Origin of the sequence: Enterobacter sp. CPE_E890 (assembly GCF_046521475.1) — a bacterium.
GTDB lineage: Bacteria > Pseudomonadota > Gammaproteobacteria > Enterobacterales > Enterobacteriaceae > Enterobacter > Enterobacter adelaidei.
In genome coordinates this window covers 4,263,090-4,282,297 of the sequence record NZ_JBKFZW010000001.1, presented here as the reverse complement: position 1 = coordinate 4,282,297, position 19,208 = coordinate 4,263,090, and the positions used below count along the sequence as shown (strand labels likewise).

The window sequence follows — 19,208 nt, the reverse complement described above, 5'->3', positions numbered from 1 at the left end:
AGTTTAAATCATGACGCAAACCTATAACGCTGATGCCATTGAGGTCCTCACCGGGCTTGAGCCGGTTCGCCGCCGCCCGGGGATGTACACCGATACGACACGCCCAAACCACCTGGGCCAGGAAGTTATTGATAACAGTGTGGACGAAGCGCTGGCGGGCCATGCCAAACGCGTTGACGTCATCCTGCATGCCGATCAGTCGCTGGAAGTCATTGACGACGGACGCGGTATGCCGGTGGATATCCACCCGGAAGAGGGCGTCCCTGCCGTTGAGCTGATCCTCTGCCGGCTGCATGCAGGGGGTAAGTTCTCCAACAAAAACTATCAGTTCTCTGGTGGTTTACACGGCGTGGGGATCTCAGTCGTTAACGCCCTGTCTAAGCGCGTGGAAGTAAACGTCCGCCGCGATGGTCAGGTCTACAACATCGCGTTTGAAAATGGCGAGAAGGTGCAGGATCTGCAGGTCGTCGGCACGTGCGGTAAACGCAACACCGGCACCAGCGTTCACTTCTGGCCTGACGAAAGCTTCTTCGACAGCCCGCGCTTTTCCGTTTCCCGCCTGACGCACCTGCTGAAAGCCAAAGCGGTGCTCTGCCCCGGCGTGGAAATCACCTTTAAAGACAACGTTAACAACACCGAGCAGAGCTGGCGCTATGAAGACGGTCTTAACGACTATCTGTGCGAAGCGGTAAACGGCCTGCCGACGCTGCCGGAAAAACCGTTCGTCGGTAATTTTACCGGCGATACCGAAGCGGTGGACTGGGCGCTGCTGTGGCTGCCGGAAGGCGGTGAGCTGCTGACCGAAAGCTACGTTAACCTGATCCCCACCATGCTTGGCGGTACCCACGTCAACGGCCTGCGCCAGGGGCTGCTGGACGCGATGCGCGAGTTCTGCGAATACCGTAACATTCTGCCGCGCGGCGTGAAGCTGTCGGCGGAAGATATCTGGGATCGCTGCGCCTACGTACTCTCTGTGAAAATGCAGGATCCGCAGTTTGCCGGTCAGACTAAAGAGCGCTTGTCGTCACGTCAGTGTGCGGCGTTTGTCTCCGGCGTGGTGAAAGATGCGTTTACCCTGTGGCTGAACCAGAACGTTCAGGCGGCAGAGATGCTGGCTGAAATGGCCATTTCCAGCGCCCAGCGTCGTCTGCGTGCGGCGAAGAAAGTGGTGCGTAAAAAACTGACCAGCGGCCCTGCGCTGCCGGGCAAGCTGGCGGACTGTACCGCGCAGGATCTCAACCGTACCGAACTGTTCCTCGTGGAAGGCGACTCGGCGGGTGGATCGGCCAAACAGGCGCGCGATCGTGAATACCAGGCGATCATGCCGCTCAAGGGTAAGATCCTGAACACCTGGGAGGTCTCTTCAGATGAAGTGCTGGCCTCGCAGGAAGTGCATGATATCTCGGTGGCGATCGGCATCGATCCTGACAGCGACGATCTGAGCCAGCTGCGCTACGGTAAGATCTGTATCCTTGCGGATGCGGACTCCGATGGTTTGCACATCGCTACGCTGCTGTGCGCACTGTTTGTGAAGCACTTCCGCACGCTGGTGAAAAACGGCCACGTTCACGTGGCGCTGCCGCCGCTGTACCGTATCGACCTCGGCAAAGAAGTGTATTACGCGCTGACGGAAGAAGAAAAAGCGGGTGTGCTGGAACAGCTGAAGCGTAAGAAGGGCAAACCGAACGTCCAGCGCTTTAAAGGGCTGGGTGAGATGAACCCGATGCAGCTGCGCGAAACCACGCTGGATCCCAACACGCGTCGTCTGGTGCAACTGACGATCAGTGACGAAGACGAGCAGCAAACCAACGCGATGATGGATATGCTCCTTGCCAAGAAACGTTCGGAAGACCGACGTAACTGGCTGCAGGAGAAAGGCGATATGGCGGATATTGAAGCCTGATGCTGAAAAAGCCCTGCGATGCAGGGCTTTTTTTATATCAAAACTCCATCTTCACCGTAAACTGCACTTCGCGCGGGTCGCCAATCTGGTTGCCCAGGTTATTGGTCGCGATAGATGAGGTGTAGTAAGTCTTATCAAACAGGTTCTTCACGTTCACCTGCAGCGTCACCGGATACTGCAGTTTCATCTTATAGGCCGCAAAGGCATCGGCAACAAAATAGCCCGGTAAATAATAGTCCGCGCCGTTGGTCGCTGAGCGACGGCTCACGCCGTGTCCACCCCCGCCAAGCGTCAACGTATTTCCGCCGATCGCATTGTGAATGTCATAGGTCAGGAACAGTGAGCCGGTATGGCGTGGCACGTTCGGCAGCGGTTTGCCTGCATAGTCCGGGTCTTCCAGCACTTTTGCGTCGGTATAGCCGTAGCTGGCAATAATATTGGTGTTTTCCGTCAGGGACCCTGCCAGATCCACCTCTACACCCTGCGAACGCACGCGGCCGGCGGTTTTTGCGACGGTTTCTCCCGCGATGCTTTCGGTGTACAACACGTTGCGTTTGTGAATATCAAACAGTGCGATATTGGCAGTAATACCGTCGAACAGGTCAAACTTAGCGCCAATTTCATACGCATTTGATGTTTCTGGCGGCAGCTCGCCAATGTAGCTCGCAATGGACGATTGCGGCATAAACGTCTGGGAATAGTTGGCAAACAGCGAGACCGCTGGCGTGAGTTTGTAAACCAGCCCCAGCTTCGGTGTCCACTGGTCGTCGCGGCTGTCGGTATTGACGTTGAACGGGCGGCCTTTACCGGCGTACTGGGTGTAATACTGATAGCGTAATCCGGCGACGGCGATCCATTTATCGGTCAGGTACAGCGCGTCCTGAGCGTAGGCGGAGTAGCTCTCTTGCTTGATGGTCTGGTCGCTGTCTGACGCTGAGACAGTGGTGCACTTGCTAAGGTTGCCATACGTCGGGTTATAGATATTGAAATCTTTGACGTTTTTACAGCGGATCATATCCGTACGCAGCAGATCGTAATTCTCATACGATACGCCGGTCAGGATCTCGTTGTAGAAGCCAGCGATGTCCACATTCCCTTGCAGATCCGCACGCGACGTATGCATCCGCTGGGTCGAGCCTTGCGTCGCATCTACGCGGCGGGTCAGGTTGCCAGTTTTTGAATCGTAGGCCATTACGCGGGCCTGGTTATCGCTGTATTTATCCTGGCTAAAGCTGTAGTCGAACTTTGCGGTCCACTGGCTGTTCAGGCGATATTCTGCGTTGAGCTGCGCCAGGTCTGATTGACCATCGGTGATGTTAAACGGTTCGTCAAAACGCGTTTTGCGATCAACGTTTACCGGCTGTTTGGTGTTGAGATCGAAGATCGTTCCGCGATCGAATGGTGTCTTATAGTCGCGATGCGAATAGAGCACGGTCACGGTGGCATCATCGCCAAACCAGGTCAGCGACGGTGCGATAAAGGTGCTGCGCTCGTTGCCAAAATTGCGCCAGTAATCTTCGTCCTGATACTCACTCGTGAGACGATACGCCAGACGCGTGCCTTCAATTGGGCCGGTAACATCAACCTGGCCGGTACCGCCGCCAAAGCTGGAAGAGGTAGCAGAAAGTGAGCCGCCGAAGGTCTTCTCCGGGCGTTTAGTGACGACGTTAATCAAACCGCCAGGATCGAGAATGCCATACAGCGTAGAGGCCGGGCCTTTAAGCACTTCCACGCGCTCGGTTGCGGCATTAAAACTGCGCGGCAGGACGGTGCGCAGACCGTTGGTCATGATTGACCCGTCGCGGTTCGCGCCAAACCCACGACGAACAAATGCATCCTGCGTACCGCCCAGAGTATTGGTTTGCACCACGTTGCTGACGTTATAGAGCGCTTCATCCAGCGTAGTGGCGTGCTGATCTTCCAGCACCTTATCGCTGACGGTATTGACCACCTGCGGGATATCCAGCATTGGCATGTTGGTCAGTGTGGCGGTGGAGGTATTCAACGGCTGATAGCCATTTGTAGCATCTGCCGTGGCATTCGGACTGGCGGTGACGGTAAGCGTTTCGCCGTCTTTAGCCGTTGTGTTGTCCGCTGCCTGTACCAACGGCGCCATAAACAGCAGTGAAAAGAGCGCGCGCCCTTTTGCCCCAGAGAGAGAAGGTGTGTACGTAGCCATTACATCTGTTTTCCCGAAATATCCCGCACATGAATGTTTGCGGAAGAATGTGTGAGTCATTGCCCTTGATAGTCTGTCCGTTAGCCTGTTCAGGCATCGAACATGTAATTGAGAATCATTCAATCATGTGAGGATGTAGTAGTAAATGGAAAAAAACAAAAATCGACTACAACCGAAAATCACTCGTAAAAATGAAACGAAATTGCATTTAACGTGATGAAATTAATGTCTTTATGAGGTTTTGTGTTTTCGATTAACTTCCTGCTTATCCCTGTTTTTATCAGGGTGTTTCTTCGCTTGACTACTACATGGCGCAGCGTCAAACTTCTCAAAAGAGAATGAGTTTTATTTTTATTTTTATTTGTTAGTTTTTCATTACGTTGGCGTTCACGTGACTTACAACACGAAAAAATCGGGACTGGTTCTGGAGAACCTCTCTGCGGGTTATCAGAAAAAAATCATCGTTGATGATATCTCCCTTGCGATCCCTCAGCAGAAAATGACGGTGCTGGTAGGGGCGAACGGCTGTGGAAAGTCCACACTGTTGAGCACTATCGCGCGACTGCTGCAGCCGCTCGGGGGCACCGCGCTGCTGGACGGTAAAGCCATTCATGAGCAGCCGACCAAAACGGTTGCCCGTCAGTTGGGTATCCTTCCTCAGTCTCCGCTGGTGCCGGAAGGGTTAACCGTCTTTGAACTGGTTTCTCGCGGGCGCTTTCCCTGGCAAAATTTTATGCGCCAGTGGAGCGACGAGGACGAACGGGCTGTTGAAGAGGCGCTGCACCTGACGGGGACGGCGGAGTTTGCGCATCTGCCGGTCGAAAGCTTGTCCGGCGGCCAGCGTCAACGCTGCTGGATCGCCATGGCCCTGGCGCAGCAAACGCCGTATATCCTGCTGGATGAACCGACAACCTTTCTCGATCTCCGCTATCAGGTGGAGATCCTGGAATTGCTGCATACGCTGACTCGCCAGCACGGACGCACCGTCGTGGTGGTGCTGCACGATCTTAATTTCGCGGTGAACTACGGTGATTCACTGATCTTTTTACGTCAGGGGAAAGTTGAAGGCGTATTGCATGAGGGCGATGCCTGCACGCCGGAACTGATCAAAGCGGTGTTTGATGTCGACGTGCATATGTCGGTTAACCCGTTAACCGGCAAACCGTTTTTTATGCCGTTTCGTCAGGTCACTGAAAAACCATGATACGCACGACGCTGGCTTTTATTCTCTTTGCGTTACTGCTGATGATGGGGGCGATCGCCCACCTGGGTATCGGCGCACGCGTTATTCCTCCGCTGACGGTGGTCCAGGCGTTTTTTGATTTTAATCCCCATAATTTCGACCATAACGTCATTATCAAATTAAGACTGCTGCGCCTCAGCGCCGCGATGGTGACAGGCGCCGCGCTCGGCGTGGCGGGCGTCCTGCTGCAGTCCGTGATCCGCAACCCGCTCGGTGAACCGCATATTCTGGGGCTGAATGCCGGGGCGGCGCTGGCGGTGGTGCTGACGAGTGCGCTCGGGATGACGCTGCCGTTTGGTCGCCCGCTCGTTGCCGCCGCCGGTGCCGCCGCGCTGTTTTTGTTGGTGCTGATGTTCTCCTCGTCTGGCCGCACCGGGCTCACACCCATGAAAGTGACGCTGTGTGGCGTGGCACTGTCGGCATTTGCCTCATCAGTGACTGCCGCAGTCCTGATTCTGGATGAACAGACCCTGCTCGCCCTGCGAACCTGGCTGGCGGGGGATTTAGCGGGGGTAAAACAAGAAACGCTCCGGAGTGCCCTGTGGGCTGCTGCTGCCGGTTTTGTTCTCGCTATCGGAGTGCCGCCGTCACTCAATATGCTGGCTCTGGGCGACCGGATGGCGCAGGGGCTTGGCGTGTCGCTGCTGAAAACTCGCCTGCTCGCCCTGCTGGCCATCGCGCTGCTCTGCGGTGCGGCCGTCTCTATCGCCGGGCCGATTGGCTTTATCGGCCTGGTCGTGCCGCAGCTCATTCGCCGTCTGGTGTCGGTCGATTTACGCGTGATGGTGCCGCTGTCTGCCCTGTGTGGCGCGCTGGTTCTGCTGCTGGCAGATATTGCCGCCCGTACATTGTTTACGCCCTGGGAGCTGGCAACCGGCATCATGACAGCCCTGGTTGGCGCACCAGTCTTCATTTTCATGGCGTCGAGGATGTTCAAATGAACCGGGCCGGACTCCGCGCGATCCGTATTGGTCGCCTGTCGGCATTGGTTCCCCCGAAGACGCTGGCATGCCTGGCGTTTTTAGCACTGGTGGCATTAAGCCTGCTGGGCTTTGGTCTGACGCACGGTTCGTTGCCCATTCCCACCTCCGCTATTGCCCGCGCGCTGTTTTCTCCTGAAGGTCTGACAGCAGAGGCGCACTATATCGTGATGGATATTCGTCTGCCGCGCCTGCTGATGGCGATACTGTGCGGGGCAATGCTCGGTATGGCCGGGGCGGCCATGCAGTCCATCACCCGCAATGGCCTGGCCGATCCCGGTCTTATCGGCGTGAAAGAGGGCTGCAGTGCGGCAGTGCTGGTGCTGATCTTTCAGTTCCCGGCGTTGAGCCTGGCCTGGCGTCCGCTGGCAGGAATGGCCGGGGGACTACTCACTGCGATGCTGGTGGTCTTGCTGGCGCGTGATATTTCGCGCCCGCGATTCATCCTGATTGGCATCGGCGTGTCATGGGCCTTTGCTGCTGCAATGGGCGTCTTTATGACTACCGCCGACGTGCGTGACGTGCAGACGGCAATGCTCTGGCTGGCAGGAAGCCTGCATGCGGCAAACTGGACGCTGGTGGGGCGGGCTGCACTCTGGACGCTTCCCGCGTTTGCGTTGTTACTGTTTACCGCGCGTGCCGCCGATGTTGCGTTACTCGGTAATCAGGCCGCAACAGGCCTGGGCGTGCGTACAACCCGACTGGCACTGCTGCGCGTTCTCGCCCCGGTGGTGCTGACGGCGGCCTGCGTCTCCTGCGTAGGCAGTATTGGTTTCGTAGGACTCATTGCCCCACATATGGCACGTCTGCTGCTGCGTGGTGGGCAAACCGCGCTCCTGACGGGAAGTGCTGTGCTGGGTGCGCTGCTGGTGCTGCTGGCGGATAACGTTGGCCGTCTGGCATTTCTCCCGCTGCAACTGCCAGCGGGAATTGTGATTTCATTGATTGGCGGACCGTTTTTCCTGCTGTTGCTCTGGCAGCGTCGGGACAGATTTTAGGGGACTGAGGATGCGCGTACTTTTTTCGATGTTGTTGCTGGTCGGGTTTGCGGTGAGCGCGGCAGAACCGACTCAGACATTTACCGATGATTTGGGGCGCAAGGTCGTTGTGCCGGTTCATCCGAAACGGATTGTCTCGCTGCATGACCTGGATATCACCATCCCGCTCATTGAGCTTGGCGTACCGCCGGTAGCCAGCCACGGCCGTACGCGACCGGACGGCAGCCATTTTCTGCGCTCCAGCGGCATGCTAACGGGCGTCGATTTCGATAATTCCGACATCAAGTTTATCGGCACTGCGGATATCGACATTGAGGCCATCGCCGCTGCAAAACCGGATCTGATTATCTCTGAGCCGACCCGCAACACGCCGGTGGAACAGCTGCAAAAAATTGCCCCGACGGTGAGCATCGATCATCTCGACGGCGGTGCGCCGGAAATCTACCGCAAGCTGGCGCAACTTACCGGCACGCAGGCGCGACTGAAGATCCTGGAGCGCCGCTATAAGGAACAAATCAACGCGCTGAAAGCGACGGTGGATACCCGTAAAATTAGCGTATCAGTGATTCAGGCGAATCAGGGAAAGATTAACGCCATGCACAGCTACCACTCGTTGGGGCGTGTACTGCGTGATGCCGGGTTCACCTTCCCGCCGCTAATTGAGGCCATCCCGGAAGGGGGACGGATTGACGTCAGCGCCGAGCGCCTGCCGGAGCTGGATGCTGATTTCGTCTTCGCCACCTGGCGTGGGGATACGGGCGGTAAACCGCAGGACGAGCTGGCAGCGATGGAGGCGGTAATGCCTGGCTGGTGTCAGTTCCTGAACGCCTGCCGAACCGGACACTACGTGCTGATCTCACGTGAAGAGGCCATCTCGAATTCCTTCGCGTCTTTAGGCCTGATGGCCGCGCAGGTGCAATCGCAGATCGCCGGGCGACCACTGCCGGAGGCATCACGGTGATCCGCAAAGAGAAAGGGCGCGTGGATGTCTACGGTGACCGCTTTCGTTCGCGTGCGCACCAGTTGACGCCGCGCGTGCTGCAGGTGGCAAGCTATATCAATGAGAACCGCGAAGCGGTGATGGAACAGACCGCAATGGAGATCGCGACGCAGTTGAAAACCTCGGATGCCACCGTCGTTCGCGCCATTCAGGCGCTGGGGTTCGCCGGGCTGCGCGATCTCAAACAGACGCTGGAGCAGTGGTTTGGCCCTGTGGTCAGCTCCAGCGAAAAGATGTCTACCACGGTGAATACACTGACCAGCGACGTCAACGCGAGCATTGATTTTGTGCTGGAGGGACATCAGCACACCCTGGACGTGTTATCCGAACCCCACAACCGCTATGCGATGGCTCAGGCGGTCTCACTGCTGGCACAGGCGAGGCAGGTCGCGATTTTTGGTATCGGCGCATCGGGTATTCTGGCCGAGTACACCGCCAGGTTGTTCAGCCGTATGGGATTACCCGCCACACCGCTTAACCGCACAGGAATAGGGCTTGCCGAACAGCTCATTGCCCTTCAGCGCGGTGACGTGCTGGTGATGATGGCCCAGAAATCCGCGCACCGGGAGGGGCAAACCACGCTGCGTGAAGCAAAACGTCTCGGTATCCCGACTATCCTGCTGACCAACGCCCTGGACTCGCGTTTCAGTAAAGAGGCCAGCGTGGTGATCCACGTCCCGCGCGGCGGCGAAAAGGGCAAAATCCCACTTCATGGTACGGTACTGTTGTGTCTGGAGATGATTATTGTGTCCGTTGCCTCCACCGAGCCGCAGCGCACCATCAAATCAATGAAGCGGATCAACGAGTTTCATCGGGGATTAAAACCGGGGAAGAAAAGTAGCTAAAAACAAAGCCCGGTGGCGCTAGCGCTTACCGGGCCTGGGGGAAACTTAAACCCCTTGCTCCAGAATACGGATGTGGGTTTCCAGCACGTCACCCTTCACCGCGTCGCTCCACGCTTTCATGTGCGGGGTCTGCAGGTGCGCTTCAAGATGCGCGACGGTTTCCCACTGCTCAACCATGATGATTGAGTCCGGCGCGGTGGCCTGGAAGCTGGCGTCAGTGGTGGCATCCACCATTGGCGCGTAGCCATGGCAGCCTTCTTCTTTCAGTACGGTCGGGATAATTTTCGCGAACTGATCCAGCACCGCCTGACGGTGATGTTGACCTGGACGAGTACGGATTTCTGCGATAACGGTAAGCATGTTTACTACTCCTTTAATTCCAGGCTACCAGTTAAGCAAAAATTTCCGCGAGATGCTTGCGATATTCTGCGATATAGCGTGGGACATCAGGCATTTTAATCACGTCGTTGACGATAAAGGTTGGCAGTGGATCCATCCCCAGGAACTGGTTAGCCTTATGGAACGGCAGGTATGCGCCGTCAACGCCTACGCCTTCGAAGAAATGATCTTTCTCGGTGAAGGCTTCCAGCGGGGCGTTCCAGGTCAGTGACAGCATATATTTTTTGCCCTGAATCAGACCGCCTGAACCGTATTTTTTGGACGCGTCAGAGCGGGTGCGGCCATCGCTGGCATACAGAGAGCCGTGACCTTCAGTGAACACGTCATCCATGTATTTTTTCACGGTCCACGGCGCGCCCATCCACCAGCCCGGCATCTGCCAGATCACCACGTCAGCCCACAGGAAGTTCTGCACTTCGGCTTTCACGTCATAGTTGCTGTCTGCACGCACGACCTTAACATCATGCCCGGCGTCGCGCAGGAAACCGTCCGCGACCTCGGTCAGGGTGTCATTCAACTGGCCTTTAGAATGCGCAAATTCTTTTGCACCGTTAATAATCAGAATGTTGCTCATTATTTGTCCTCGATGATGAGAGTATGGCGGGTATTCTACGCGCGAGGACGGAGCGGAAAAATGAGCAAAATGTGCAAAGTCTTTTGCGCTAAATGCAATAATCCCTTACCAGCTGACCTTCACTTCAAAACCGCCTTCCGCCGCATTGCTTAATGAAACACGCATACCGTGCAGGGCGGCGATGCGCTTCACAATGGATAATCCGAGCCCGCTGCCGATGGCATCCTGCCCCGGTGGTCGATAAAATCGCTCGCCGAGGCGCGCCAGCGCATCAGGCGAAATGCCGTTGCCGTTGTCGCGCACGGTAAAGCTTCGGGTGTCCAGCGTCACGTCCACCACGCTGCCTCGCGGGCTATAACGAATGGCGTTATCCAGCAGGTTGCGAACAAGCAGGCTCAGGAGCAGCTGCTGCCCCGTGCGTGTAACCTCTGGCGCATTGATGTTCAGCCGGATATCAATGCCTGCCTGTTGAGCGGGATGCCAGATATCCAGCACGGCCGACTGCAGTAAATCGGCAAGGGTAATCGGTTCGACATCGTCAAGATTATCCAGTGAATCCAGACGCGACAGCGTAAGAAGTTGATCCACCAGCCGGGACGCACGGTCAATACCCGCGTGCAGTTGTGTCAGCGCTTTTGCCTGCGCCTGCGGATCGTCTGAGGATAGTTGTGCCACGTCAGTTTGCACTTTCAGGGCCGCCAGCGGACTGCGTAATTCGTGGGCGGCATCGGAGGTAAAGCGGCGCTCGCGGGTCATCATCTCCTGGGTGCGGGCGAACAGATGATTCAGCGAGTCGAGCAGGGGGCGCACTTCCGTGGGGACACCCTGAACCGTCAGCGGTTCGGTGGCATCTGGCGAGCGGGAGCGCAGGGTCTGCGCCAGTTTTTTCAGCGGCCTGAGTTCACGGCTTAACAGTAGGATTAGCAACAACAGCATCACGGGGAGCGCCACCAGCCACGGCGTAAGCTGCGAACTGACTATATCCAGCGCCATATCCTGCCGGTACTCCCACTCCTGGCCGATCACCACGCGGTACTTTCCGTCGGGGGAGGTCAGCCATAAAAAACGCCACTCGTCGTTGTCGCCCTGCAGCTGCCCGTTATCAAACCCGTCGCGGCGATAGTGGTACGGAATATCACGCCCGTTTTCCCCGTCGTTCAGTATCATTTTGCCGTCGACGGTATAGATGGCGAAAGCCAGCGCGTCGTCATCCAGACGACCATGCTTCGCTTTCTTTGGGATCTCACGCATGCGCTCGGGGGCACGGATCTCATCAAGATCCATTGTCAGCAGCCGTTTGGCAAATAGCATTTGCTGGGTATCAAACAGCTTATCGAGCTTATGTGTCGTCTGCTGCCAGGCGACCAGGCTGGCGGCAAACCAGGCCGTCAGAGAGAGCAGCAGGAAGAGAAGCGTCAGGCGAAGTTTCAGGCTCAGTTTCATGCGTCACCCAGGGTATAGCCGATGCCATGCACGGTGCGGATAAACTCGCTGCCAAGTTTACGGCGCAGATGATGGACGTGAACCTCTATGGCATTGCTGGAGACCTCATCGTCCCAGGTATACAGTTTTTCTTCGATCAGCTTACGCGGCAACACCCGGCCTGCATTACGCATCAGCAGCTCAAGCAGCGCGAATTCTTTGGGTTTGAGCGTCAGCGTTTCGCCGTCCCGCGTGGCGATGAGACGGGTCGGATCGAGCGTGACGTTGCCGTGGCGAAGCTCGCTGCGTGCCTGTCCATGGCTGCGGCGGACCAGAGCTTCGAGACGGGCACCGACCTCGATCAGGGCGAACGGCTTACAAAGGTAATCATCCGCGCCCAGACGCAACCCTTCAACACGCTGGTTCAGTGCATCCCGCGCGGTCAGGATCAGCACCGGTTCGCTGCGCCCGCTTTCGCGCCAGCCACGTAGGATCTCCAGCCCGTCAATTTCCGGTAACGTCAGATCCAGCACCACGGCATCATACGGCGCGCTATACAGTGCTGCCTGACCCGTTTTTCCGTCGGTAAACCAGTCCACGCTAAAGCCCATTTTGCCTAAACCCGCTTTGATGCCATCGCCGATTAACCTGTCATCTTCTACCAGTAAAATGCGCATGTTCCCTCCTTGATGTCGTCAGTAAACCCTCTGTAAGCGCCTGCTGTACAGCAATAATAAATAAATTTTTCCCTTAAGAAGTTGTTAAGGATTACCCTGTTAAATGGACTGCGAAACCAGATTAAAGGGAGAGTTAATATGAAAAAATTCGCTGCAATTGCCGCCATCATGATGATGACCACTGCCCCTGTTTTTGCTGCACAGGGTGGATTTAACGGCCCGTCGGCCACACAAACCCAGACCCAAACGCAGGCAGGCGGCTTTGTCGATAATGACGCGAACCTCACCACCGCGGTGAAGGTGAAAGAGATGAAAGATGACAGCTGGGTGAAGCTGCGCGGGAACATCACCCAGCGCCTGTCCGACGATCGCTATACCTTCCGCGATGAGACCGGCACGGTCAACGTGGAGATTGACCACAAGCGCTGGAACGGCGTGACTGTAAGTCCACAGGATAAAGTGGAAATCCAGGGTAAGGTCGATAAAGAATGGAACGACTTCGAAATCGACGTGAAGCAGGTTATTAAGCTGAACAAATAACCCGGAAAGGGCCGCATAAGCGGCCCTTTTTCTTTGTGACTCAACACGGCAGATAAGGTAGTATCTGCGGCAATATTGCCTGAAACCCTTCGGTTTCTGAGTTGAGGAATCACACGTAATGAGCGATATGGCAGAGCGCCTCGCGCTACATGAATTCACGGAAAACGCCTACCTGAACTACTCCATGTACGTCATCATGGACAGGGCGTTGCCGTTTATCGGGGATGGCCTGAAGCCTGTTCAGCGCCGCATCGTCTATGCGATGTCCGAGCTGGGGCTGAATGCCAGCGCCAAGTTCAAGAAATCCGCCCGTACCGTTGGTGATGTACTGGGTAAATACCATCCACACGGCGACAGCGCCTGTTATGAAGCGATGGTGTTGATGGCACAGCCGTTCTCTTACCGCTATCCACTGGTGGATGGCCAGGGGAACTGGGGGGCGCCGGACGATCCAAAATCCTTCGCAGCGATGCGTTATACCGAATCCCGTCTGTCTAAATATGCCGAAGTGCTGCTGGGCGAGCTGGGTCAGGGAACCGTTGACTGGGTGCCAAACTTCGACGGCACGATGCAGGAGCCGAAGATGCTGCCTGCGCGCCTGCCGAACATCCTGCTGAACGGCACCACCGGTATCGCGGTTGGTATGGCGACAGACATCCCGCCGCACAACCTGCGTGAAGTGGCGAAAGCCGCCATCACCCTGATTGAACAGCCGAAAACTTCGCTGGACGAGCTGCTGGATATTGTGCAGGGGCCGGACTATCCAACCGAAGCGGAGATTATCACCTCCCGCGCGGAAATCCGTAAAATCTACCAGAACGGTCGCGGCTCCGTGCGTATGCGCGCGGTGTGGACCAAAGAAGACGGTGCGGTGGTGATCACCGCGCTGCCGCATCAGGTCTCCGGCGCCAAAGTGCTGGAACAGATTGCCGCCCAGATGCGCAATAAGAAGTTGCCGATGGTGGACGATCTGCGCGATGAATCGGATCACGAGAACCCGACTCGTCTGGTGATCGTGCCGCGTTCCAACCGCGTGGACATGGAGCAGGTGATGAACCACCTGTTTGCCACCACCGATCTGGAAAAAAGCTACCGCATCAACCTGAACATGATTGGCCTCGACGGGCGTCCGGCGGTGAAAAACCTGCTGGAGATCCTCACCGAATGGCTGACGTTCCGCCGCGATACGGTACGCCGTCGTCTGAACCACCGTCTGGAGAAAGTGCTTAAGCGCCTGCATATCCTCGAAGGTTTGCTGGTGGCGTTCCTCAATATCGACGAAGTGATTGAGATCATTCGTACCGAGGACGAGCCTAAGCCTGCGCTGATGTCGCGCTTTGGCATCAGCGAAACCCAGGCCGAAGCGATCCTCGAACTGAAACTGCGCCATCTTGCCAAACTGGAAGAGATGAAGATCCGCGGTGAGCAGAGCGATCTGGAAAAAGAGCGCGATCAGCTGCAGGCGATCCTCGCGTCCGAACGCAAGATGAACAACCTGCTGAAAAAAGAGCTGCAGGCCGATGCCGACGCATTTGGTGATGACCGTCGTTCTCCGCTGCACGAGCGCGAAGAAGCGAAGGCAATGAACGAGCACGACATGCAGCCGTCCGAGCCGGTGACCATTGTCCTGTCGCAAAGCGGCTGGGTGCGTAGCGCTAAAGGCCACGACATCGACGCGCCAGGACTGAGCTACAAAGCGGGCGACAGCTTTAAAGCCGCCGTGAAAGGGAAGAGCAACCAGCCGGTGGCGTTTATCGATTCTACGGGCCGTAGCTACGCGATTGACCCAATCACGCTGCCTTCCGCGCGCGGGCAGGGCGAGCCGCTCACCGGCAAGCTGACGCTGCCGCCGGGTGCCACGGTTGACCATATGCTGATGGAAGCCGACGAGCAGAAACTGCTGCTGGCGTCTGATGCCGGTTACGGTTTTATCTGTACCTTTAACGATCTTGTCTCGCGCAACCGTGCCGGTAAGGCGCTGATTAGCCTGCCGGATAACGCCCACGTTATGCCGCCGCTGGTGATTGAGAATGAGAGTGACATGCTGCTGGCGATCACCACCGCCGGGCGTATGCTGATGTTCCCGGTTAGCGATCTGCCTGAACTGTCAAAAGGCAAGGGTAACAAGATCATCAACATCCCGTCGGCGGAAGCAGCGAAGGGTGAAGATGGTCTCGCGCACCTCTTCCTTCTGCCGCCGCAGAGCACGCTGACCATTCATGTCGGTAAGCGTAAAATCAAACTTCGTCCGGAAGAGTTGCAGAAGGTCGTCGGTGAGCGCGGCCGTCGCGGTTCACTGATGCGTGGCCTGCAGCGTATTGACCGCGTGGAGATTGACTCTCCTGCACGCAGCACCGCAGGTGACAGCGAAGAGTAATGTCGTGATATCCCCCTCTGTCCGGAGGGGGAGTTTCAATAAAATTTCCCGTAAAATCGTTGTTAATTCGTGCGTTGCGATTAACAATACGCGCTCGTAATAAAGTCCTTACCTGGCCACAGGTGAAGTATAATTGTCAGCTGTTGGGGCTTCAGAGGTCGCTATGCTATACATTGTTCGTCTTATTCTTACCGTTATCTACTGCATTCTGGTCTGTATTTTCGGCTCTATTTATTGCCTGTTCAGCCCGCGTAATCCGAAGCATGTTGCCACCTTTGGTCATATGTTTGGTCGTCTTGCGCCGCTGTTTGGTCTGAAGGTTGAAAAACGTTTGCCGGAAGGCGCTGAGAATTTCGGTAATGCCATCTTTATCGCCAACCATCAGAACAACTACGATATGGTGACGGCCTCTAATATCGTTCTTCCACCAACCGTGACGGTGGGGAAAAAGAGCCTGCTGTGGATCCCGTTTTTCGGCCAGTTGTACTGGCTCACCGGTAACCTGCTGATCGACCGTAATAACCGTGCAAAAGCGCACAGCACTATTGCGGAAGTCGTGAATCATTTTAAAAAACGCAGAATATCCATCTGGATGTTCCCGGAAGGGACGCGCAGCCGTGGTCGTGGCCTGCTGCCGTTTAAAACTGGCGCGTTTCATGCCGCAATTGCGGCAGGTGTTCCAATTATTCCTGTGTGTGTTTCCAATACTTCTAATAAGATTAATCTTAATCGCCTGAATAATGGGTTGGTAATTGTCGAAATGCTGCCACCCGTCGATACCAGCAAATACGGTAAAGATCAGGTGCGTGAGCTGGCAGCACACTGCCGCGAGCTGATGGCTCAGCATATTGCGCTGCTCGACAAAGAAGTCGCAGAGAGAGAAGCCGCCGGTAAGATTTAATCCGGCGTTAAAGGGAAAACGAATTCCCGCGTTGTTAGTCGTTTCAGATGGAGCTTATATGTCACTCAGTCGGCGTCAGTTTATTCAGGCTTCAGGGATCGCCCTTTGTGCGGGTGCGATGCCGCTGACAGCCAGCGCCGCCGGGCAGCAACAGCCGCTGCCCATTCCGCCGTTAATTGAATCCCGTCGCGGACAACCGCTTTTCCTGACATTACAGCGCAGCCACTGGTCCTTTACCCAGGGGACGCGTGCGCCGGTATGGGGCATTAACGGGCGTTACCTTGGGCCGACCATACGCGTATGGAATGGCGATGACGTTAAACTCATCTACAGTAACCGCACGTCCGAAAATGTTGCCATGACCATCAGCGGTTTACAGGTTCCTGGCCCGCTGATTGGCGGTGCGCCGAGGATGATGTCACCCAATGCTGACTGGGCGCCAGTGCTGCCCATTCGTCAGAGTGCGGCAACGCTGTGGTATCACGCCAATACCCCTAACCGCACTGCACAACAGGTGTATAACGGTCTGGCCGGGATGTGGCTGGTAGAAGATGAGGTCAGCAAATCCCTGCCGATCCCGAATCACTACGGTGTGGATGATTTCCCGATCATTATCCAGGACAAACGTCTGGATAATTTCGGTACGCCGGAATACAGCGAGCCGGGCAGCGGTGGCTTCGTCGGCGACACGCTGCTGGTCAATGGTGCGCAAAGCCCTTACGTTGAAGTCTCGCGTGGCTGGGTGCGTCTGCGTCTGCTCAACGCCTCAAACTCGCGCCGTTATCAGCTGAAAATGAGTGATGGCCGCGCGCTGCACGTGATCTCCGGTGACCAGGGCTTTTTACCTGCGCCGGTTTCCGTCAAACAACTGGCGCTGTCGCCGGGTGAACGTCGTGAAATTCTCATTGATATGACGAATGGGGATGAAGTGTCTGTCACCTGCGGTGAAGCAGCAAGTATTGTTGACCGTATTCGAGGGTTCTTTGAGCCGTCGAGCATTCTTGTTTCTACTCTGGTGCTGACCCTGCGCCCAACCGGTCTGCTGCCGTTGGTGACCGACAGCCTGCCCATGCGCCTGCTGCCGCAGGAGATCATGAGCGGTTCGCCTGTGCGCAGCCGCGATATCAGCCTGGGCGACGATCCGGGTATCAACGGCGCGCTGTGGGACGTCAACCGTATCGACATTACCGCGCAGCAGGGTAGTTGGGAGCGCTGGACCGTGCGTTCCGACATGCCGCAGTCGTTCCATATTGAAGGTGTGTCATTCCTGATCCGCAACGTGAACGGCGCGATGCCTTTCCCGGAAGACCGTGGCTGGAAAGACACCGTCTGGGTGGATGGTCAGGTCGAACTGCTTGTCTACTATGGTCAGCCTTCGTGGCCGCACTTCCCGTTCCTGTTCCACAGCCAGACGCTGGAGATGATGGACAGGGGGTCAGTGGGGCAGATGCTGGTCAACCCTGCGCCATAACCCCCCGACATTCCCGGTTCGCCGGGAATGTTTTATGCCCGCCAGAAAAAGCGCGAGAAGAGGATCAGCACCGGATAAATTTCCAGACGCCCTAAGATCATCGCTGCGCACATCAACAGCTTGGCCTCTTCTTTTAACGTCCCGAAGGTGGACGCGGTCTCGCCAAAACCCAGCCCCATGTTATTGATACAGGCAGCGACCGTTGCAAATGACGTAAACAGGTCGTAGCCCATCAGATTGAGCGCCCAGACAAAAAAGCCCGTAATCATCACGTAGAGGAAAAAGAAGCTCCATACCGAGCGCAGGACGCGTTCATTCACCACGCTTTTACCGACCTTGATACTCAGTAGCGCGCGCGGATGTGCAAGCTGATTCATTTCCTGAATACTCTGTTTGAACATGATCAGAAAACGCAGTGCTTTGATCCCGCCACAGGTCGAACCCACGCAGCCACCAAAAAAGCTGGCGCTCAACAGCAGGAAAATGGTGTGGGCAGGCCAGTGCGCATAATCGGCCGTCGAAAGACCGTTATCGGTCATCATCGAACTGGCCAGGAAGAAAGCATGAACCAGGCTATCCGTCGCGTTGTACATCCCCGCATGCCAGACCTGCCAGGCGGTAATGACAATCACCACTGCGGCGGCACCCAGAAAGAATTTAACCTCCGGGCTGCGGCGAATCGGCTTCAGGGTGCGTCTGACAATCGCGACGTACCAGAGGGTGAAGTTGAACGCGGAGAGCAGCGAAAACGCGCCAGCGACGAGTTCAATCGCGTGGCTGTCGTAAAAACCAATGCTCTCGCTGCGGGTAGAGAATCCGCCCAATGACACGGTCGAAAGTCCGTGACAAATGGCGTCAAAAAAAGACATGCCCGCCAGCCAGTAGGCCAGGGTGCAGGCCGCGCCCAGCGCGAAGTAAGTTACCCACAGCGTGCGCGCGGTATCGGCAAGGCGGGGAGTCAGACGCTCCTCCTTGAACGGCCCCGGCATCTCTGACTGATATAGTTTCATACCACCGATGCCCAGCAGCGGCAGGACCGCGACGGCCAACACGATGACGCCTAAGCCACCAATGAAATTCAGCTGGGCGCGGTAATATAGGTACGACTTAGGCAGGGCGCTGACGTCCCCGATTACCGTTGCACCGGTAGTGGTTATCCCGGAAACCCCTTCGAAGAGCGCGTCAGCAAAGGAAAGATGCAGACCATCGTCCATCCATAACGGCATGGCACTGATCAATGAAAACAGCAGCCAGAACAGCACAATAATCACAAACCCGTCGCGGGTGCGCAGCTGAATACCGGCATGACGGGTTGCCCTCCACGTCACTCCACCCAGGCTGAAAAAGGTTAAAAAGGTGGTTAAAAATGCAAAGTAGGTCCGCTCTTTATTCAGCAGGGCGATGACCATTGGCGGCAGCATCGAAAGGCTGTACAGCAGAACCAGAAAACCGCAGAGGTGAAGGACAACCCGCAGCTGGGAAATGTGTAACGAATCGTTGGACTTCACAGCAGAACTCCGCGCAAGAACACGTTCCGGGGGCAAAACACCGGAAGATATAGTGGATATTATGATCCAAAATTAACAGGGCGCTGTATTTTAACGACTTCCAGGAATATCTGTCTGCTTCATGCATCCTTTTCTTCAAATGTGGCGGATGAACAGCGTATAATCCGGCTCCTTTTGTCTATTTTTTCTTC

Annotated in this window: 16 protein-coding genes; 10 read left to right on the top strand and 6 right to left on the bottom strand. The window is 56.2% G+C overall.

Annotated features, from left to right (window positions below; translation table 11 throughout):
• The first annotated feature begins 10 nt into the window (after positions 1-10).
• Positions 11-1,903, top strand: a complete 1,893-nt coding sequence (gene parE / locus ACLHV9_RS21140; protein WP_049005057.1) for a DNA topoisomerase IV subunit B — start codon at positions 11-13, stop codon at positions 1,901-1,903.
• Between the two features lie 37 nt (positions 1,904-1,940).
• Here parE and ACLHV9_RS21135 read toward each other — a convergent pair whose 3' ends face one another.
• A complete protein-coding gene (locus ACLHV9_RS21135; RefSeq protein ID WP_407221053.1) occupies positions 1,941-4,082 on the bottom strand; it encodes a TonB-dependent siderophore receptor in 2,142 nt (713 codons plus the stop codon).
• 391 nt (positions 4,083-4,473) lie between these two features.
• Between ACLHV9_RS21135 and ACLHV9_RS21130 the strand changes: the two genes are divergently transcribed.
• From ACLHV9_RS21130 to ACLHV9_RS21110, 5 genes are read left to right on the top strand one after another with little or no spacing between them, the layout of a single operon-like run.
• On the top strand, positions 4,474-5,286 hold the full coding sequence (locus tag ACLHV9_RS21130; protein WP_108090474.1) for an ABC transporter ATP-binding protein: 813 nt from the start codon (positions 4,474-4,476) through the stop codon (positions 5,284-5,286).
• Positions 5,283-6,266 (top strand): FecCD family ABC transporter permease, encoded by a 984-nt coding sequence (locus ACLHV9_RS21125; protein ID WP_407221052.1) that lies wholly within the window; start codon positions 5,283-5,285, stop codon positions 6,264-6,266. The genes ACLHV9_RS21130 and ACLHV9_RS21125 overlap by 4 nt, the downstream gene beginning before the upstream one ends.
• Entirely contained in the window at positions 6,263-7,303 is a 1,041-nt protein-coding gene (locus ACLHV9_RS21120; RefSeq protein ID WP_407221051.1) for a FecCD family ABC transporter permease, read from the top strand. Before ACLHV9_RS21125 ends, ACLHV9_RS21120 begins: the two co-directional genes overlap by 4 nt.
• 10 nt (positions 7,304-7,313) lie before the next feature.
• Positions 7,314-8,264, top strand: a complete 951-nt coding sequence (locus tag ACLHV9_RS21115) for an iron-siderophore ABC transporter substrate-binding protein (protein ID WP_108090472.1) — start codon at positions 7,314-7,316, stop codon at positions 8,262-8,264.
• On the top strand, positions 8,261-9,148 hold the full coding sequence (locus tag ACLHV9_RS21110) for a MurR/RpiR family transcriptional regulator (RefSeq protein WP_028017165.1): 888 nt from the start codon (positions 8,261-8,263) through the stop codon (positions 9,146-9,148). The genes ACLHV9_RS21115 and ACLHV9_RS21110 overlap by 4 nt, the downstream gene beginning before the upstream one ends.
• Positions 9,149-9,193: 45 nt before the next feature.
• Here ACLHV9_RS21110 and ACLHV9_RS21105 read toward each other — a convergent pair whose 3' ends face one another.
• The 4 genes from ACLHV9_RS21105 to qseB form a co-directional block, all read right to left on the bottom strand.
• On the bottom strand, positions 9,194-9,508 hold the full coding sequence (locus ACLHV9_RS21105) for a putative quinol monooxygenase (protein ID WP_028017166.1): 315 nt from the start codon (positions 9,506-9,508) through the stop codon (positions 9,194-9,196).
• 31 nt (positions 9,509-9,539) lie between these two features.
• Positions 9,540-10,121: an NAD(P)H-dependent oxidoreductase gene (locus ACLHV9_RS21100; RefSeq protein WP_108090471.1), complete on the bottom strand. Its 582-nt coding sequence runs from the start codon at positions 10,119-10,121 to the stop codon at positions 9,540-9,542.
• 105 nt (positions 10,122-10,226) lie between these two features.
• Complete coding sequence (gene qseC, locus ACLHV9_RS21095; protein ID WP_108090470.1) at positions 10,227-11,564, bottom strand: quorum sensing histidine kinase QseC; 1,338 nt, start codon at positions 11,562-11,564, stop codon at positions 10,227-10,229.
• Positions 11,561-12,220 (bottom strand): quorum sensing response regulator transcription factor QseB, encoded by a 660-nt coding sequence (gene qseB, locus ACLHV9_RS21090; protein WP_108090469.1) that lies wholly within the window; start codon positions 12,218-12,220, stop codon positions 11,561-11,563. Before qseB ends, qseC begins: the two co-directional genes overlap by 4 nt.
• A gap of 138 nt (positions 12,221-12,358) precedes the next feature.
• Here qseB and ACLHV9_RS21085 point away from each other — a divergent pair, with 138 nt between their 5' ends.
• From ACLHV9_RS21085 to ftsP, 4 genes are all read left to right on the top strand, one after another.
• A complete protein-coding gene (locus ACLHV9_RS21085) occupies positions 12,359-12,760 on the top strand; it encodes a YgiW/YdeI family stress tolerance OB fold protein (RefSeq protein WP_108090468.1) in 402 nt (133 codons plus the stop codon).
• A 118-nt stretch (positions 12,761-12,878) separates the two neighbouring features.
• On the top strand, positions 12,879-15,137 hold the full coding sequence (gene parC / locus ACLHV9_RS21080) for a DNA topoisomerase IV subunit A (protein WP_129324659.1): 2,259 nt from the start codon (positions 12,879-12,881) through the stop codon (positions 15,135-15,137).
• 163 nt (positions 15,138-15,300) lie between these two features.
• Complete coding sequence (plsC, locus tag ACLHV9_RS21075; protein ID WP_049005051.1) at positions 15,301-16,038, top strand: 1-acylglycerol-3-phosphate O-acyltransferase; 738 nt, start codon at positions 15,301-15,303, stop codon at positions 16,036-16,038.
• A 58-nt stretch (positions 16,039-16,096) separates the two neighbouring features.
• The gene (ftsP, locus tag ACLHV9_RS21070) at positions 16,097-17,509 is read left to right on the top strand and encodes a cell division protein FtsP (RefSeq protein ID WP_028017172.1); all 1,413 of its coding nucleotides are present in this window, start codon (positions 16,097-16,099) and stop codon (positions 17,507-17,509) included.
• A 32-nt stretch (positions 17,510-17,541) separates the two neighbouring features.
• Here ftsP and ACLHV9_RS21065 read toward each other — a convergent pair whose 3' ends face one another.
• Positions 17,542-19,017 (bottom strand): TrkH family potassium uptake protein, encoded by a 1,476-nt coding sequence (locus ACLHV9_RS21065; protein ID WP_028017173.1) that lies wholly within the window; start codon positions 19,015-19,017, stop codon positions 17,542-17,544.
• Between the last annotated feature and the right edge of the window lie 191 nt (positions 19,018-19,208).

Coding starts and splice junctions, on each gene's coding strand:
- parE (WP_049005057.1), top strand. CDS start 11: ATGACGCAAACCTATAACGCTGATGCCATTGAGGTCCTCACCGGGCTT.
- ACLHV9_RS21135 (WP_407221053.1), bottom strand. CDS start 4,082: ATGGCTACGTACACACCTTCTCTCTCTGGGGCAAAAGGGCGCGCGCTC.
- ACLHV9_RS21125 (WP_407221052.1), top strand. CDS start 5,283: ATGATACGCACGACGCTGGCTTTTATTCTCTTTGCGTTACTGCTGATG.
- ACLHV9_RS21120 (WP_407221051.1), top strand. CDS start 6,263: ATGAACCGGGCCGGACTCCGCGCGATCCGTATTGGTCGCCTGTCGGCA.
- ACLHV9_RS21115 (WP_108090472.1), top strand. CDS start 7,314: ATGCGCGTACTTTTTTCGATGTTGTTGCTGGTCGGGTTTGCGGTGAGC.
- ACLHV9_RS21105 (WP_028017166.1), bottom strand. CDS start 9,508: ATGCTTACCGTTATCGCAGAAATCCGTACTCGTCCAGGTCAACATCAC.
- ACLHV9_RS21100 (WP_108090471.1), bottom strand. CDS start 10,121: ATGAGCAACATTCTGATTATTAACGGTGCAAAAGAATTTGCGCATTCT.
- qseC (WP_108090470.1), bottom strand. CDS start 11,564: ATGAAACTGAGCCTGAAACTTCGCCTGACGCTTCTCTTCCTGCTGCTC.
- qseB (WP_108090469.1), bottom strand. CDS start 12,220: ATGCGCATTTTACTGGTAGAAGATGACAGGTTAATCGGCGATGGCATC.
- ACLHV9_RS21085 (WP_108090468.1), top strand. CDS start 12,359: ATGAAAAAATTCGCTGCAATTGCCGCCATCATGATGATGACCACTGCC.
- parC (WP_129324659.1), top strand. CDS start 12,879: ATGAGCGATATGGCAGAGCGCCTCGCGCTACATGAATTCACGGAAAAC.
- plsC (WP_049005051.1), top strand. CDS start 15,301: ATGCTATACATTGTTCGTCTTATTCTTACCGTTATCTACTGCATTCTG.
- ftsP (WP_028017172.1), top strand. CDS start 16,097: ATGTCACTCAGTCGGCGTCAGTTTATTCAGGCTTCAGGGATCGCCCTT.